This window comes from Ruegeria sp. BC3 (genome assembly GCF_056539265.1).
In genome coordinates, this window is the sequence record NZ_JBQFUP010000001.1 from 278009 (window position 1) to 294995 (window position 16987).

General features: G+C 56.7%; 17 protein-coding genes. 6 read left to right on the plus strand and 11 right to left on the minus strand.

Annotated elements, in window-relative coordinates; all coding sequences use genetic code 11:
* Positions 1 to 125 precede the first annotated feature (125 nt).
* A complete protein-coding gene (locus ACR0MV_RS01310) occupies positions 126 to 1346 on the plus strand; it encodes an aminopeptidase P family protein (RefSeq protein ID WP_480700752.1) in 1221 nt (406 codons plus the stop codon).
* A gap of 21 nt (positions 1347 to 1367) precedes the next feature.
* Here the strand turns inward: ACR0MV_RS01310 and speB are convergent, their stop codons facing one another.
* Positions 1368 to 2342: an agmatinase gene (speB, locus tag ACR0MV_RS01315; RefSeq protein ID WP_170425429.1), complete on the minus strand. Its 975-nt coding sequence runs from the start codon at positions 2340 to 2342 to the stop codon at positions 1368 to 1370.
* A gap of 149 nt (positions 2343 to 2491) precedes the next feature.
* On the opposite strand from speB, the gene ACR0MV_RS01320 reads away from it, so the two are divergent.
* The 3 genes from ACR0MV_RS01320 (at position 2492) to ACR0MV_RS01330 (ending at position 4849) form a co-directional block, all read left to right on the plus strand.
* Positions 2492 to 3334: a glycosyltransferase family 25 protein gene (locus ACR0MV_RS01320; RefSeq protein WP_480700753.1), complete on the plus strand. Its 843-nt coding sequence runs from the start codon at positions 2492 to 2494 to the stop codon at positions 3332 to 3334.
* A gap of 91 nt (positions 3335 to 3425) precedes the next feature.
* The gene (locus ACR0MV_RS01325; protein ID WP_170425423.1) at positions 3426 to 3794 is read left to right on the plus strand and encodes a group I truncated hemoglobin; all 369 of its coding nucleotides are present in this window, start codon (positions 3426 to 3428) and stop codon (positions 3792 to 3794) included.
* Positions 3791 to 4849 carry an adenylate/guanylate cyclase domain-containing protein gene (locus ACR0MV_RS01330; protein ID WP_480700754.1) on the plus strand — a complete coding sequence of 353 codons (1059 nt, stop codon included), beginning with the start codon at positions 3791 to 3793 and terminating at the stop codon, positions 4847 to 4849. The genes ACR0MV_RS01325 and ACR0MV_RS01330 overlap by 4 nt, the downstream gene beginning before the upstream one ends.
* A gap of 7 nt (positions 4850 to 4856) precedes the next feature.
* Here the strand turns inward: ACR0MV_RS01330 and ACR0MV_RS01335 are convergent, their stop codons facing one another.
* From ACR0MV_RS01335 to guaA, 9 genes are all read right to left on the minus strand, one after another.
* On the minus strand, positions 4857 to 5471 hold the full coding sequence (locus ACR0MV_RS01335) for a TetR/AcrR family transcriptional regulator (RefSeq protein ID WP_480700755.1): 615 nt from the start codon (positions 5469 to 5471) through the stop codon (positions 4857 to 4859).
* 104 nt (positions 5472 to 5575) lie between these two features.
* A complete protein-coding gene (gene ppk2 / locus ACR0MV_RS01340; protein ID WP_480700756.1) occupies positions 5576 to 6445 on the minus strand; it encodes a polyphosphate kinase 2 in 870 nt (289 codons plus the stop codon).
* Positions 6446 to 6494: 49 nt separating this feature from the next.
* Entirely contained in the window at positions 6495 to 7448 is a 954-nt protein-coding gene (locus ACR0MV_RS01345) for an alpha/beta fold hydrolase (RefSeq protein WP_254445769.1), read from the minus strand.
* Positions 7438 to 8355, minus strand: coding sequence for a homoserine O-acetyltransferase MetA (metA, locus tag ACR0MV_RS01350; protein ID WP_170425408.1), 918 nt, complete (start codon positions 8353 to 8355; stop codon positions 7438 to 7440). Before metA ends, ACR0MV_RS01345 begins: the two co-directional genes overlap by 11 nt.
* A 39-nt stretch (positions 8356 to 8394) precedes the next feature.
* Entirely contained in the window at positions 8395 to 9267 is an 873-nt protein-coding gene (locus tag ACR0MV_RS01355; RefSeq protein ID WP_480700757.1) for an ATPase, read from the minus strand.
* A gap of 49 nt (positions 9268 to 9316) precedes the next feature.
* Positions 9317 to 10213, minus strand: coding sequence for a DMT family transporter (locus tag ACR0MV_RS01360; protein ID WP_480700758.1), 897 nt, complete (start codon positions 10211 to 10213; stop codon positions 9317 to 9319).
* Positions 10214 to 10314: 101 nt separating this feature from the next.
* Positions 10315 to 11439 carry an OmpP1/FadL family transporter gene (locus tag ACR0MV_RS01365; RefSeq protein WP_475203584.1) on the minus strand — a complete coding sequence of 375 codons (1125 nt, stop codon included), beginning with the start codon at positions 11437 to 11439 and terminating at the stop codon, positions 10315 to 10317.
* Between the two features lie 121 nt (positions 11440 to 11560).
* Positions 11561 to 12478: a DMT family transporter gene (locus ACR0MV_RS01370; protein ID WP_480700759.1), complete on the minus strand. Its 918-nt coding sequence runs from the start codon at positions 12476 to 12478 to the stop codon at positions 11561 to 11563.
* An 83-nt stretch (positions 12479 to 12561) separates the two neighbouring features.
* Positions 12562 to 14121 carry a glutamine-hydrolyzing GMP synthase gene (gene guaA / locus ACR0MV_RS01375; protein ID WP_480700760.1) on the minus strand — a complete coding sequence of 520 codons (1560 nt, stop codon included), beginning with the start codon at positions 14119 to 14121 and terminating at the stop codon, positions 12562 to 12564.
* A 161-nt stretch (positions 14122 to 14282) separates the two neighbouring features.
* On the opposite strand from guaA, the gene ACR0MV_RS01380 reads away from it, so the two are divergent.
* A complete protein-coding gene (locus tag ACR0MV_RS01380; RefSeq protein ID WP_480700761.1) occupies positions 14283 to 14978 on the plus strand; it encodes an MgtC/SapB family protein in 696 nt (231 codons plus the stop codon).
* Between the two features lie 137 nt (positions 14979 to 15115).
* Complete coding sequence (locus tag ACR0MV_RS01385) at positions 15116 to 16660, plus strand: trimethylamine methyltransferase family protein (RefSeq protein WP_480700762.1); 1545 nt, start codon at positions 15116 to 15118, stop codon at positions 16658 to 16660.
* On the opposite strand, the gene ACR0MV_RS01390 is transcribed toward ACR0MV_RS01385, so the two are convergent.
* Complete coding sequence (locus ACR0MV_RS01390) at positions 16661 to 16960, minus strand: DUF6477 family protein (protein WP_480700763.1); 300 nt, start codon at positions 16958 to 16960, stop codon at positions 16661 to 16663.
* Between the last annotated feature and the right edge of the window lie 27 nt (positions 16961 to 16987).

Consider the following 16987-nt stretch of genomic DNA (forward strand, 5'->3'; position numbering starts at 1 on the left):
CACCTCGGTCACGATGGCGTCGTGACGCAAAGCGGGGGGCATGGCTCTCGGTTCCCGAGGCCGCTTGTCCTGAACGCCGGGACTTGTGGCCGGGCGATGCCTGTCCGGCATTGAGGAGAGACCAAATGACTGATTTGCAAAATCGCCCCGAGTTTTTCATCAGCCACAATGGCGACAAAGCCCCGCTGCCATTCAGTAAGGCGGAATATGCCCGCCGTCTGGCCAGTTTGCGTGCGACGATGGCAGCGCGTGACATCCCCGTTGTGCTTCTTACGTCGATGCACAACATCGCGTATTATTCGGGTTTTCTGTATTGCTCGTTTGGCCGCCCGTATGGGTGTGTCGTAACACAGGATGCCTGTACGACCGTGTCCGCCAATATCGACGCGGGGCAGCCGTGGCGGCGTTCTGTTGAAGAGAACGTGATCTATACCGACTGGAAGCGGAACAATTTCTGGCGCGCAGTGGCGAGCCTGATTGGTTCGGCTAAGCGAATTGGTATCGAGGGCGATCACATTACACTGGCCATGCGTGACACCGCGCTGGACATGCTGGATGGGCCAGAACTGATAGATATCGCACCAGATACGATGGCCGCGCGTATGGTGAAATCCGCGGAAGAGATCGAGCTGATCAAAGGCGGCGCGCGTACTGCGGATGTGGGGGGCGCGGCCATTCACGCAGCCATCCGCGAAGGTGCGACCGAGATTGAGATCGCCATGGCCGGGCGCGACGCGATGGAGGCCGAAATCGCGCGTGCCTATCCAGACGCAGAATATCGCGACACATGGGTTTGGTTCCAATCCGGCCTGAACACCGATGGCGCGCACAACCCCGTCACCAAACGTGCGCTGGAGAAGGGCGATATCCTTTCTCTGAACACTTTCCCGATGATCTCGGGCTATTACACCGCTCTGGAACGCACCCTGTTCCTGGGCGAGCCTGATGCGGACAGCCTGCGCATCTGGAAGGCCAACGTTGCAGCACATGAGCTGGGTTTGAGCCTGATCAAACCCGGCGCGACCTGCTCGGGCATATGTGAAGAGATCAACCGGTTCTTTGCCGATGAGGGCCTGCTGCAATACCGGTCGTTCGGGTACGGGCACTCCTTTGGTATCCTCAGTCATTACTATGGCCGTGAGGCAGGTTTGGAACTGCGCGAAGACATCGACACAGTTCTGGAACCCGGTATGGTCGTTTCTATCGAACCAATGCTTTGGATTCCGGAAGGTCAAAAGGGCGCCGGCGGATATCGCGAGCATGACATTCTGGTGGTCGAGGAAACCGGCGCTGAGAATATCACCGGCTTCCCGTACGGGCCAGAACACAACACGATTAGCGCGTAATAGATCCGGCAGGAAGGGCGTTCAGCTCTTCTTGCCACGCTCGTGAAAGATGAACCCGATAAAATTCAGTAGCACTTGAGCGGCCAGAATCTGGGTACTTTCTGTCGGGTCGTAATTCGGCGCCACTTCAACGAGGTCAATGCCGACCACGTCTCCGCGTTTTGCCAACCCCTGCAAAATTTCCAGCACGTCATAGTAAAGAAACCCGCCGTGGCTAGGGGTTCCGGTGCCGGACGCAATGGACGGACAAAATGCATCTATATCAATAGTCACATAGTATCGCGCGCTTTCTGGGATGCGATCCAATACCCCTTCGGTGCCAAGCTTGCGCACTTGCCGCACAGACAGGATGTCTGATCCACGGGCCCGGGCGTCTTCGTAGCCTTCTTTGGCGGTAGAGGATACGTTTCGAATGCCCAATTGGGTCATGCCGGAAACATAAGATTTCTCGATCGCGCGCCGCATTGGGTTCCCATGCCCGGCAGTTACACCGTGCCGTTCGTCCACGAAATCCAGGTGTGCGTCAATTTGGACGATGTGGATTGGCCCGCTCTTTTTACAGTCCTCCTGGAAGGCGTTTATGCAGGGGATGTTGACCGAGTGGTCTCCGCCGATTGTGACGGGCAGAGCGCCCGCGCTCAGCATCTTTTCGACACCGAACTGGATGTTTGCGTGGCTTTCATCGGTCTTGGTGTGGATGATATCTGCGTCGCCTATGTCGACCATCCGAACGGAGGCATCCAGGTAAGTGGTGTCATCTTCGTGGTCGTAGGCCCCTGCATGTCCAAAACTGAATAGGGTCGACGCTTCGCGCACGGCACGAGGTCCAAACCGGGCACCGGAACGCCATTGAGTGCCGAAATCAAATGGCGCACCCATGATGGCCACGTCGGCGTCGATTTGGTCCCAATCCTCGACATACGGCGATTTTCCGAACGTCGAAATCCCCACGAATGGTAGGTTTAGGCGACCACTGGCATAGCCATGAGATGTCATTACATGATTCCTGTTTTTGAATTGCCTTCTCAACTTAGACGGCAGACCTACAGTTGGATAGGAAATCGCAAATACCCGTCGATCATGCGCGGGGTTGATTGCAAGCATCAGCGGTGTGTATCTGGCGAGGCCGCTTGAAAGGAAACGCTTTGGGACGTTACGAACTGCCAGCAGATACCGGTGCTTGTTACATCAACCTGGATCGGGTCCCGGCACGCCGAGCCTTCATGGAGGCGCAGTTTGCCCACTGCGGATTGACGAGCGCCACTCGGTTCAGCGCGATCGACGCGCAGAATCCCGACGCGCTGATCGGTAATGGCTATGTCCCCGGAACCGGCAGCCGTTGGGGGCTTAAAACAAGTGAGATCGCCTGTTTCGAAAGCCACCGTTCCGTTTGGAAGGCGGCTGTGGATCAAAATTTGCAGGCCGTGGCGGTCTTTGAAGATGACGTCGAAATGTCCGCGCAGGCGGGGGCGGCTATTTCGGGTTTGCTGGCTGATGCCGGGGCCTATGACATGGTTAAGCTGGACTATTCTCCACGACCACTCCGTTTTGGAGCCGAGACAAACATTGCAGGCGTGCCCGCCCGTCCTATGCTGGAAATGGCCCCTAGCGCCGCTGCATATGTGCTGTCCCTCGATGGGTGCCGCAAACTTTTGACCTGGTCCGAACGCTATTCGGACCATCTAGATGACTTCATTTCGATCCCACGGCCTGACTGGCAGATGTATCAGTGTTTCCCTGCCTTCGGCGTTCAGATGATCTGGTCCAAAAAGCAGGATCACACGGTCGAAGAGGTGAAGGTCAGCGAGCGGTCGCAGGACCGCAAGATCAACAGCGGTTTGGACAAGGGGCCGGCGTGGTTTCGCATCCGGCGCGAATTGTTGGCCGCGCAGCGCAAACTGTATTGGCGTATGGGCGGACAGACACGTCTGCTGCAGAGCGGCGGATTTGTCGGCTTTATCCCCTGCGCTGAGGATCTGCAGGTCTGAAACCGCGCGCGATTCCGTCATAAGCGTTAACAAAACTGTCAATATGATATAACCTTGTGACGTTAGTGCTGGGTAACGCTTGGGTTTTGGTGTGGGGCAAACGATTTACGAACGGTATGGCGGGTTCAAAACGATCAGTCGGGTCGTGATGACATTCTATGAAATGGCCTTGGACTCAGAACAGATCGGCGGCCATTTCGAAGACATAGACATGCCGCGCCTGATCGACCATCAAACCAAATTTGTCTCATCTCTGGTAGGGGGGCCAGCCTCTTTTAGCGACGACAGGATTGAGGCGGTGCATCGGCATCTGAACATATCGCACGAGGATTTTGATGAAATGGCGGCGCTGTTCAGCGAAGCGCTTTCAATGCACGGAATGGAAGACGCGCATATCAAAGTTGCCTTGGATGCCATTGAATCTAAAAGATCAATCATTGTCACACGGGATGCCGCATGAGCATTCTGGCCATAAACGAACAACTGCTGCGCGCGATTGGCGTGGGTGTCGCGGTTGTGCGTGCCTCGGACTTGACCTTTGTGTTTCACAACGGGCCGTTTGCAGAGTGGTTCGGCGCGCCCAGCGATGAGCAGACCCTGATGGACTATTTTCCCGGCCTCGACGCAAAAGAGCTTGAGGACGTTAAACAGTCAGGACTGCGCTATTCGGTCGAGTTACAGGTCAAACCCAAGCGCCGAACGCTGATCTTTGCGGTTGCGGTGTCTTTGGCAAAAGGGATTACCGAACAGCTGCTGGTTGTCGAGTTCCAGAACATCACCCGTATTCGCGAACTGGAGAGTATGATCGACAGCTACTCGACCATGGTCGAGCGCAACACGCGCGAGTTGGAACGTGAAAAAGAACGGGTCGAGCGGCTGTTGCTGAACCTGATGCCGCGGGCCGTGTACGAAGAGTTCAAGACCTTCGGCGTCGTGACGCCACAGCTATTTGATCAGGTCTCGGTTGTGATGCTGGATTTTGTTGGTTTCACGGATTTCGCGGCCAAAACCGATCCGACGGTTACGCTCAGCGAACTCAATGACATCTTCACTGCCTTTGACCGGATCGTGGAACAATTCGGGTGCGAGCGGATCAAGACCATAGGCGACGCCTATCTGGCGGTCTCAGGGATGCCTGATCCCACTCCGGATCATGCCACGGCGGTGGCTCATTGTGCGGTCCGGTTCTTGAGGTACCTGGAACGGCGCAACGAAAGCCATCCGCACAAATGGCAGGCGCGCGTGGGTCTGGGTATGGGGGCGGCCGTGGGGTCGGTCGTTGGTATTCAGAAATACGTTTATGACGTGTTTGGACCGGCAGTTAACATTGCCTCTCGGCTGCAAGTCTTTGCAAACCCAATGAATATCGTGGCCCCTGAAGAAATGAAGTATTCTCTGATTGACGAGTTTCAGGTGTCGGACCTGGGGCCTGTCGATATCAAGGGCATGGGCGAAATGGATTTGATTAACGTCACATCCGGGCTCAGCATGCCGTCGCCCAGACCGATAATTTAGCCAACGCTCATTCGTCCTGCGGGACCAGGCCAAGCCCGCGCAGATAGATGCCGATTCCACTCTCTAGCAAGTCCTCTGGCGAGAAGGGCGAGCTTGCACCAGTGTTTCGTGCATAAAGCTCGACCACGCCGTGGCTCATGGCCCAGATATGCGCGCTAAACATCGAGGCAGGCGGGCGTTTTTCCGGCGGAATATGTTGCGACAGATCCGCAGCGGCTTTTTCCAACACATTGCGCGCCCGGTTCGCAGCCAGCGACAGTTCCGGCGTGCGGTTGACCGAGATACCGCTTTCGAACATCGCGATGTAGTGCCCCGGATGTTTTCGGGCAAAGGCCAGATAGGCGCGGCCCGTTGCCTCGAACGCTGCCAGTGCCGAGGGCTGGCCCTTGTCATAGGCGTATTGCATCAGATCCGCGAACATCTCGAACCCCTGACGTGCCGCTTCGGCAATCAGATCCTTGCGGCCGTGGAAATGGCGGTACACCGCGGCTGGGGTAACACCCGCGGTTTTTGCAGCCTCGGACAGAGTAAAGCCGGTCGGCCCCTTTGCTTCGATCAGCGACAGCGCGGCCTCGATCAGGGCTTGTTTGAGATTGCCGTGGTGATACCCGCGTTTGGTCATGCCTGTGTCACGAGCCTTTTTTGTTTAAGTCTTGGAGAGCCAAGAGATAATTCACGCTGCACCATTCGTCCAATGCTCAGCAGGGATGGGGCACGGAAATGTCATCACGCCTCCCAAATCTCGGGGCCACCACAGATCAGAGGGTCGTTCTTGCCAATCGCCTTTTTGTCTTTTTCGTCATAGTCCAGCGCATGCAGGACGGTTCGAATGGCGGCAAGCCGGGCGCGCTTTTTGTCGTCCGAGCGAACAATGGTCCACGGGCAGTGATCCGAATGGCTGCGCGTCAGAGTCTCTGAGATGGACTGCGTGTACTCATCCCACTTACTAAGACCTGCAACATCGATTGGGCTGAGTTTCCATTGCTTTAGCGGGTCTGTCTCACGTGCCAGAAAGCGGTTCAACTGTTCCGCGCGTCCGACGTTGAGCCAGAACTTGAACAGCTTGATCCCGTCATTCACAAGCCCGGTTTCAAGCGGCAGGACCTGACGGAAAAACCGTTCACGCTCATCTGTTTCGCAAAAGCCGAAAACGTTTTCCACGACACCGCGATTGTACCAACTGCGGTCGAAAAACACGATTTCACCGGCAGCCGGCAGGTGTGGAATGTACCGTTGGAAATACCACTGACTGCGTTCAGTATCGGACGGTTTGCTTAGTGCCACATTGCGGGCGCCTCGCGGGTTAAGGTTTTCACGAAAGCGTTTGATCGTACCACCTTTTCCGGCTGCGTCACGCCCTTCAAAGATGATTGCCACGCGGTGGTCGGTCTCTTTGACCCAGGATTGCATTTTGACCAGCTCGATCTGCAGCAATTCCATCTCTTGGTCATAGTCCTTACGCTTCATGCGTTCGTCGTAAGGATAGGACGGGTTCAGGATGTCGTCCTTACCCGCCTTTTCGATGGCGGATCGCACCTCTTTTGGCGCTTCTTTTCGAAAATACTTTTCAATGGAACCTTTTTCGGAACGGGTCATGATCTACCTCGCGATAAAATCCAGTTCCTACTATGGATTAGCCGCAGGTTTAACGCAAACCCGCTCGTTCTGCCGCGCGTTCGATTGCTGCGGCAACTTCGGGGGCGGCAACAACCTGCGGCATATGGCCGACGCCCGGAAGCTCGATCAGTTCGGCGTTGGGGATTTGTTCGACCAATTGTTCCGCGTGCCAACCGAAGCTAACTGTCGTGTCTGCGGTTCCATGGACAACCTCGGTTGGTACAGAAATCTCACCATAGCGGGGTTGCAAGGCACGGACCTCGTCCAACAGGTTTGCCCGCTGCTTGGCATTGGCGTGCATTGACGCGCGCCGCATGGTCAGGCCAGGCCCGAAGTGGTCCGAATAGCCATCGGGTGCAGTCTGAGGGGCAAAGACCCGATCCAGCGCCTGCTCGACATACCATTCAGGTACAAAAGCCGTGATCAGCGGCAGGGCCAGCGCGTTCCCGGTTGGCGTGGACGCAAGCTTGTTGAACCCATCCAAAGGCGTTTCCCAAGGGATCGCCGCAGGCGCGATGAGCACCAAGGCCGAAATATTCTCGGGCCGCGTCACAGCCCAAGCCAAAGACACAGACCCACCATAGCTTTGACCCGCCACAATAGGCTTGTCCGCGCCCAGTTGCGCAGCAGCTTTTTGTAGGATCAGTGCTTGCTCTTCAATGGTTTCCCCGGTGGGATTGAAGCTGTCGCTATACCCTAGACCCGGGCGATCAAAGACGATCACCCGGAAGTTTTCTGCCAGGATCGGGGCCAGAGCAAATGTCATGTCGCGGGTGTTTCCGCTGGACCCGTGAATCAGAACCACATCCGGCCCTTCGCCCATGATCTCGGCGTGTACTGCGACGCCGTCGACCACAACGATCTCGCCCTCAGGCGGAAAACTGGCCTCGGCCGCAGCTTCGTTTTGTGCGGCCCGCCAGGCGGTCAGCACGATCAGACCCGTCACAACCAGGCCGAGGGCTATGAGAACTTTAACGGCCAATGTTATCCATGTTGAACGGTGTGGACTGATAGATCTCGTTGATCCAGTTGCCATAAAGCAGGTGCGCATGGCTGCGCCACCGGTTTTGCGGCGGCTGCGAAGGATCGTCGTCGGGGTAGTAGTTCATCGGAACATTGATCGGCGTCCCATTGGCGACGTCGCGGTCATATTCCTGCTTCAACGTATCGCTGTCATATTCGAAGTGATTGAAGATGTAGATCGCGCGATGCTTGGAATCCTCGACCAGACAGGGGCCGACCTCATCACTGCCCAGCAATGTGGTCAGGCCATGCGCTGCGTCGATCTCATCCTGTTTCATCTCTGTCCAGCGGCTGACCGGAATCACACAATCGTCAGAAAACCCACGCAAAAACGGAGACGCCGGGACCTGATTCTGATGGCGGAAGCACCCGAACGCCTTGGCATCCAGCATGTGTTTTTGGACGCCGTGGAAATGGTTGATCATCGCCATCCCACCCCAGCAGACGCCGAATGTGGAATGAACGTTAGTCTGGGTCCACTCGAACACTTCGGTCATCTCGTCCCAATAGGTGACGTCATCGAATTCCAAGTGCTCAATTGGCGCACCGGTGATGATCAGGCCGTCGAATTTCTGATCCTTCACATACTGGAAGGGCTGATAGAACTCGGCCATGTGATCGGCAGCTGTGTTCTTGGTGCGATGCTCGGTCATGCGGATCAAAGACAGGTCAATCTGCAGCGGAGTCGCTCCGATTAGACGTGCAAACTGGTTTTCGGTCTGAATCTTCTTGGGCATCAGATTCAGCAGGCCGATCCGCAAAGGCCGGATGTCCTGACGCATCGCCTGATCCTCAGCCATGACCATGACGCCCTCTTTAGTGAGAACGTCATATGCAGGAAGGTCGGAAGGAATCTTGATCGGCATCAGGTGCAAGCCTTTGGAGTTTCAGTGTAGAGGCGGTAATTAAGCGCGGTTTGTCCGCGTCTCAAGGGTGCGTTCGATCAACTCATCGAAATCAGAGGCGTCCCGGACCTTGTGCATGTCTTCGGCGGTGACGGTCACGCCCCAGTTTTCAGCCATTGCTTCATAGCGAGGTTGGCGATGCGCCAGCGCCCGCGCATAGGTCCATCGGATGAAGGCATCCGGGTCGACCGCGTCTGCGGCGCAGTCGTGTTCGGCCAGGTATTCCTCCCAGACGCGGGTCAGAAATTCGGGTTGGTAGGACATCGGCTTTGGCGCCTTGTCAAAGCGCCGGATCAGCTCTGCGGTGTGTTCGTCATCCCCCTTGATCCAGATCATCAGGGTTTGGCGAGACAATTCGGAAAGAACGTGATCAGCGGGGTCATTGGGGTCGACCCATTCACAGATCGATCCACCGGTATCACAGATAAAGTTCGGGTACTGATACAGACGTTCCGCCCGGTCGATGAAATACTGGGTATCTAGTAGGGCATGGATTTCAGCCTGGCGGAACTGTTCCTGTCTGCGACGATACTCGGCCAGGTCTAGGCCACCCAGTTCCGGGTTGCCGGGTTTGCCCAGATAAGCGGCGACCGGTGTCAGGTTCTCGAACGAGATGTTTGACCCGATATAGATCGAATCCGTCAGCAGCAGTTCGCGCAGGAACGGGACTTTCATCGCCTCTGCCTTGGCGTTGTCGATGATGTACTCGCCCATGTAACGGGTGCCGATGCGATAATCGATCGAATAGTGGAACCAATCACCGGAATCGCGCAGCACATTGGATACGTAGGTTTTGCCCAGCCCCGACATGCCGAAAAACAGCACCTTTTTTCGCGCTGCATCGCGCCAGTCTTTTGCCGAGCTGTAGATCATCGTCCGCTGTCCCTTTTTGTGACCTAGCTAAAACGGGCAGGGGGCGGCGTCAATCACGTGGGCGGGCGCGGTTTAGAATCACCAGCCCTATGGCAAGCACTGCAAATCCCAGGAAGGCTTGCGGCGGCAGGGCCTCATTACGCAAGACGGCACCGAGGATGATTGCAACTGGCGGGATGATGAGCGTGACCAGCATCAGGTTGCCAGCCCCTGCCATCGCCAGAACGCGGTAGTACAAAAGATATGCGCCCGCGGTCGCGAACAGCGCGTAGTAGGCGATCGCTGCCCAGGTGATCGCTGGCAGGTTCAGGGACGGGATGCCGTCGATCATCAACGTGATCGGCAACATCAGAAGGGTCGAGGCGGTCAGCATACCGGCTGCGGCCACAATCGGGGACAGGCCCGACAAATTGGCCCGCGCCCAAGCGCTGGCCAAGGCGTAGGATACGGTGCCCGCCAAAACCGCGAGTTGTGCAGCACTTTGCAGGTTGAATGTGGTGAAGTTCTGCAGGCCGATTGCTATGGCCACGCCTATAAAACCCAAACCCACACCGATTCCGCGCGCGGGTGTCAGGCGCTCGTCCTTGAAAAAGATGGCTGCGATCAACACGCCGAACACCGCTGTGGCGGCATTTAGGATCGAGGTCAGGCCTGTCTCGATGTAAAGCTGCCCCCAGGCCATAAGGGAAAACGGGACGGCATTGTTCAAAAGTCCCATCACCAGGAACGCGCCCCAGATGCGGGGGCTGCGTGGAACTTTAAGGCGTTTGAGCCAGACCACCAGCCAAAGCGCCAGCATTGCCCAGAAAACCCGGTGCAGGACCGAGGTCATTACCGGAATCGTGTCCAGCGCGACGCGGATCGAGATAAATGATGCGCCCCAGATCAGGCCCAGCAGCAGAAGTTCAGCCCAAGCCCTTGGAGAAAGGTGTTTTTGCGTTTCCATAGCGTGTTGTTGCATTCTCTGGCGTGGTGTTCGACCCGAAACCTGCGCAAAGAAAAACCCCGCCGTGATGGCGGGGTTTCAAAAGTCTTGAGCTGTGCTGCTTACTGCAGGAAGTAAGTCAGCTGCAGACCGACGCTCCAGGCCGAGTTGCCCGAGAACTGGCCACCGGTTGTGGTGGTCGCGTCGCCGATATCGGTGTAGCGGATACCGCCCGAAAGCTGTGCCTGCTCGAACGAGTAGGTGCCGCCGACGCCCAGGCTCCAGAAGCCATCAGTCGGACCCAGGTTCGAAACTGTGGTGTCGCCGGAGGTTTCGTAGCCTGCAGTGATTGCGCCCGAAAACTCTTCCGAGAACTTATAGCCCACACCCAGCGAGTAGGTGAAAGTGTCGTCGTCGTAGTCAACCAGGTTCTGGTTCGCAGCGCCGACATATACCGGCGGGGCCAGTACGGTCTGCGGCCAGTCAACCCAGCGGATCGAACCGAACAGCAGTGTGTTGGGCGCAACGCCTGTCTGGAAGTCGAGGTTAACCGACTGGGGTGTTACAACTTCGGTCTGAGTCTGAGCAGTTACCAGCGCGGCCGGGATCGGCGGAACGCGGTTGATGGATTCGGTCGAGTCGAACTTGTGCGTGATTTTCGAGTTGTAGGTCAGTGCAACGCGTGCCGCGATTTCCGGGCGTTCCCATGCGACACCGACAACGTAGCCAAAATCAATCTCGGCACCGGATTCAAATTCATATCCGGCGACGACAGGTACAGCGACGTTCGCATCGGCGCGCTGAGCGCGGATACCACCGATAGCGCTGAATCCACCATCAAACTTGTAGCGCAGCAGAGCAGTGATCGCATCAACGTCAGCCTTCGCGCGCAGTACGTCCGTGCGTCCACCAGCCGCTGCAGCCGGGTTCCGCGACAGCGGATAGTTCGACGGATAGCGAACATCGGCACCAAACGGCTCGTCATAGATCAGCGCAAAATCCAGCTGGTCTGTGAACGCATGTTTATATGCCAGGTGCGGGGTGAAGAAGCTGTTGGCGACGTTCCCTGACGGAACACCGTTTTGCTCACCGCTGACGCTGGGGTTTGTGTAGCTGAAACGGAACTGTACAACAGAACCTTCCTCGAACAGGATGTTGACGCCCTGGCCACTACGGTCCAGACCGCCAGCGTATGCCCCAGTTGCGCCAATGCACACCGCGCACGCCTGTAGAAGCGCTTTTTTCATTATTTCCTCCCTCTAGGTCTCCTGAAGGTCAGTGCCTGAAATGTTGTGGTGCGGACCGACCTGTAATGTGGTGCTCGATACTTTTCTAAGCTTTACTTTATCGTCAACTGGTGACCGTGCGTTACTTGCGTCGAGTGTCGCCCGAGAGTGTTGCCAAACTGTTACGATTCTCGGCGTGGACGTTCAAAAAGATACCCGAGAAGATCACGGCAGCACCCAGCAGCGTCCATTGATCCAAGGGTTCGTGATACAAAACCATGCCTACCACCGCGATGGTCGGAAGGCGGGCAAAGTCGAAGGGGACCACAACCGTTGCCGGCGCAATGGCGAGCGCATTGGTAATGCAGTAATGCGCCAAAAGCCCGGCCAGCCCCACCAGCAGCAAGAACGGAGCGGTGCTGGCCGAAGGTAGCGTGATCTGACCGTCTATCCCTGACGCAATCAGCCCCAAAGCGGCTTGCATGACCGTGAGCCAGAACATGATGCATCCGATGGTGGCAAAGCGGGTAAGGGATTTGGTCGATATGGTTGTCAAAGCAAAGAAAACGGCGGACAGGGCGGCCGTTAACACACCAGCGCTGAGGGGTACGGCACCGGGGCGCGCGACCATCAGGATGCCCGCAAAACCAATCAACGCCGACACCATGCGTACGGTTGTCAGACGCTCTTTCAACAGCAAGGGCGACAGTAGGATGACCCAGATGGGCTGTGTGAACTCCAACGCAAAAACTTGCGCCAGCGGGATGACACTTACGGCATAAAACCAGAGGTTCTGGCCAGTGAAGTGCAGCACGTTGCGAACGCCGTGCAGGCCAATCCGTTTGGTCGAGACCTGATGCCATTTCCCTGTTGCCGTCAGGACCAGAGCGACGACGCAGATACCCACGAGGCTGCGATAGAACATGATCTCGAACGTGTCATGGGTAACGCTCAACTCGCGTCCAGCGACCGCCATGGAGGAAAACGAGGCAATCGCCCCGGTCATCCAGAGCGCGGCCTTGCCAATCTGTGGTTTCGCGCTGTCCACTGCGGTGCCCATCAATCCCGTTTCGTATCAACCTGATAAGTATCGAAATTCACAGGTTTGAAAACAAAAAAGCCGGGACGATGCCCGGCTTTTTTTCATTCCCACTCGATCGTTCCGGGTGGTTTGGACGTGATGTCATAGGTGCATCGGTTAATACCCTTGACCTCATTGATGATCCGGGTCGCGGTTTCACCCAGGAATTCGTGGCTGAACGGATAGTAGTCCGCGGTCATGCCATCCACGGATGTGACCGCACGCAGGGCGCAGGCGTAGTCGTAGGTGCGCCCGTCACCCATCACGCCGACAGTACGTACGGGCAGGATAGCCACAAACGCCTGCCAAATCTCATCATAGAGACCGTGCTTTCGGATCTGGTCGATATAAACTGCATCCGCTTCACGCAGGATGTCGAGTTTCTCCCGGGTGATTTCACCTGGGCAGCGGATCGCGAGGCCGGGGCCGGGGAAGGGGTGACGGCCAATAAAGCTCTGCGGAAGACCCAGTTCGCGACCCAAGGCGCGGACTTCGTCCTTGAACAATTCACGCAGGGGTTCGACCAGTTTCAGGCCCATCTTTTCGGGCAGACCGCCGACATTGTGGTGCGACTTGATCGTGACCGATGGGCCGCCCGAGAACGAAACGGATTCGATGACATCCGGATACAGAGTGCCCTGTGCCAAGAATTCAGCGCCATCGATAGTGTCGGCGTGTTTCTGGAACACGTCAATGAACAGTTTACCAATTATCTTGCGCTTGGTCTCGGGGTCGCTCTGTCCCTCTAGCTCGCCCAAGAACAGATTGCTTTCATCCGCGTGGATCAGTTGAATGTTGTAGTTGTCGCGGAACATTCCGACGACTTCTTCGGCTTCGTTCTTACGCAGCAATCCGTGGTCGACAAAGACGCATGTCAGCTGATCGCCGATCGCCTCGTGGATTAGAATAGCCGCGACCGAGCTGTCTACACCGCCGGAAAGCCCGCAGATGACTTTCTTGTCGCCGACTTGCTCGCGGATCTTGCGTATCATCTCGTCGCGATAGGCGCCCATGGTCCAGTCGCCCTTGAACCCTGCCAGCTTGACGAAATTCTCATACAGCTTTGCGCCCTTGGGGGTGTGGTGCACCTCGGGGTGGAACTGAACCGCATAGAATTGACGGTTGGTATCCGCCGTAATCGCGAAAGGCGCGTTGGGCGAGGTGCCGTAAACGTTGAATCCGGGGGCGATTTCACTGACGTGATCGCCGTGGCTCATCCAGACCTGCTCGTCCCCATCCGCGAACCAGCCGTCCAGAATGTCCAGCTGTTCCTTCGGTGTTACAAACGCGCGCCCGAATTCCGCCGTGCCATGCCCGCTTTCAACCTTGCCGCCCAACTGGTGCATCATCACCTGTTGGCCGTAGCAGATGCCCAAGATCGGCACGCCGTAGTCAAAGATCTCTCGCGGCGCACGAGGCGACCCTTCGCGCGTCACACTGTCTGGCCCGCCCGAGAAAATCACGGCTTTTGGAGCCATTTCCCGAACGAAATCCATCGTGACGTTCTGATAGGGGTGGATTTCGCAATAGACATTCAACTCGCGCAGGCGGCGGGCAATAAGCTGCGTAACCTGGCTGCCGAAGTCGATGATCAGAAGGCGGTCATGGGTGTCTTGGGTCATGGTTGCGCCATATGGCAAGACTGGTGCTTTCGCAAGAGGAAGCTCTTGAATCACTGTCGAAGCGAGGCAAACAAAAAAAACCAATTGTAAAAGTTTTGTAACAAAAATATGACGGTCCAGGTGCCGCGGCGCGAAGACACTAAGAAGACGGGAAAAACGCGATGCCAATTGCTATTGAAATTGCGGCTTTGAATTTGGCACTCGCAATGTTCTGCGGCGCATTGATTGGGTCGGAAAGGCAGGTTCGCCAGCGTATGGCGGGTCTAAGGACGAACGCATTGGTTGCACTAAGTGCGGGGGCGTTTGTTGTATTTTCGGCGCTTTTTCCAGAAGAAGTAAGTCCCACGCGGGTCGCTGCGCAAGTGGTATCAGGAATTGGCTTCCTTGGGGCAGGGATCATTTTTCGCAACGGATTTACGATCCATGGGCTGAATACCGCCGCGACGCTTTGGTGTTCGGCTGCAGTGGGAATGATGGCAGGCGCTGGAGCTTGGTACTTTGCCGTTATGATGACCGGGTTCGTTATCTTTGTGAATCTCGGTTTAAGACCACTCGTAAAATGGCTCAAACGCACGACTCGAGCCGGTGTTCCGTTGACGCAGGAGTTTCGAATTTTGTTGCGCTGTCACGAAAATACGCAGGCAGACGCGCGCATGTCGGTACTTAAAGCGCTTGCACAGAATGACGTGCGGATCGTCGGGTTCGATAAGAGCGATACCTCTAACGGGATCCAAACGATTGAAATCATTGTTTCCATGGAGGATCAGCCTGAAGCCGTGCAGCACAAAATCGTTGCTCCGCTTATGCTCGAACCGAGCATCGAAAGTGTCGAGTGGGATGTTGTATCCGAGGCTTGAAGCAGTACTGGCTGATCTGGTGTTTGCGACGACCGTCAATGTCGCTTTTTCCCCCAGAGCGCCGCAATCCTGATGCTGAGGCAGTTAAGGCTGCTATACAAAGTTGATCAATCAAATCAACCAGACGGGATCTTCTCATGGCAGAGGCAAATACCCGGCGCAGGGCACGAGGTGGCGGTGGCGCCGCTCGCCGGGCCGAACGCACCGCAGTTCGTATCGAAACCGCGAAGTATATCGAACGGAATATTCCGAACTTCGAGATTCTTAACGAAGAGGCGTTGGAGATCATCGAAACCAACGCGGAAACCATTCTGGCCGAAGTCGGTGTTAACTTCGTCGACAATCCCGGCGCGTTGCAGCGCTGGAAAGACGCCGGTGCCGACGTGGACGGCGAGCGTGTCCGCATCCCGCGTGGTCTGGCTCGCGAGCTGATCAAGACAGCACCCAGCCAGTTCACCCAGCACGCCCGCAACCCCGAGAAATCGGTGGTCATCGGCGGCCGCAACATGGTTCTGGCCCCGGTCTATGGCCCTCCGTTCGTTCGGGATGCACAGGCTGGTCGTCGCTATGCGACCATGGACGATTTCAACAAGTTCGTGAAACTGGCCTATATGTCCAAGTGGCTGCACCACTCGGGCGGTACCGTGTGCGAGCCGACGGATATTCCGGTGAACAAGCGTCACCTTGATATGCTGATGGCGCACATGACCCTATCGGACAAGCCATTCATGGGCTCGGTGACTGACCCGGCCCGTGCGCAGGATTCGGTCGAAATGTGCGAGATTCTGTTCGGCAAAGAGTTCGTGCAGGACAACACCGTCATGACCTCGCTGACCAACATCAACTCGCCGATGACCTTCGACGATGTGATGATGGGCTCGCTCGAGGTCTATGCGCGCAATAACCAGGCCTGCATCATTTCGCCGTTCATCGTGGGCGGAGCGATGGCACCGGTTTCGGTTGCCGGTACGCTGACACAGGTTCTGGCCGAAGTTCTGGCCGGGGTCGCATACAGCCAGATCATCCGTCCGGGCGCACCCGCGATTTTTGGTGCGTTTGTCACATCGATCGACATGAACTCGGGCGCGCCGACTTTTGGAACGCCAGAAGCCGCGCACATCACGTATGGCGCAGGGCAACTGGCACGGCGTCTGAACCTGCCATACCGGTCTGCGGGGTCGTTCTGTGGCTCGAAACTGCCGGATGCGCAGGCAGCGTACGAGACTGCGAACTCGCTGAACATGGGTCTGATGGCTGGTGTGAACTTCATGCTGCATTCCTGCGGCTGGTTGGAAGGCGGTCTGGTCGCCGACTTCGAAAAATTCGTCATGGACGCGGATCAACTGGGCGTTCTGCACGGTCTGGCAAAAGGCGTGGCTTATGACGAGAACGCGCAGGCCATGGACGCGATCCGCGAGGTAGGACCCGGTGGTCACTATCTTGGATGCGCCCATACGCAGGCGAACTTCAAAGAGGCCTTCTGGAAATCCGATCTGCTGGACTACAAACCCTACGAGACCTGGGAAGACGAAGGCGCGCGCGATACGCGGCAACTCGCCTCGGCGCGGGTCGAACATTTGCTGGCCAACTATCAGCAACCGCAACTCGACCCGGCAATCAACGCTGCGTTGAATGAGTATATTGCGGAGAAGAAAGCATCCATGCCGGATGCCTTCACCTGATCACTGATACTGCGAGGCGCGGCTGGCTTTGAACAGTTGCGCCTCGCCCAAAAGCGCGATCAACAGATCCAGATGGCGAACCAGAGAATAGGCGGCATCTTCGGCCTGTCTTTGGGCGTTAACCTCTCGTTCCATTTCCATTAGCCGTACCAAGGCTGCACCCGTTCCCGGCAAGGACCCGTACCCCAGGATACGCTGTAGGTGCCGTTCCCGATCATAATCCTGCGCTCCGTGTTTCGCGGCCCGGGCCAACAGACGAGGGCGGCGGAGCGTTGTAATCATGGTCATCAGGTCCTGCATTTCAGTGTTCCCTTGGTTGAACAGAAG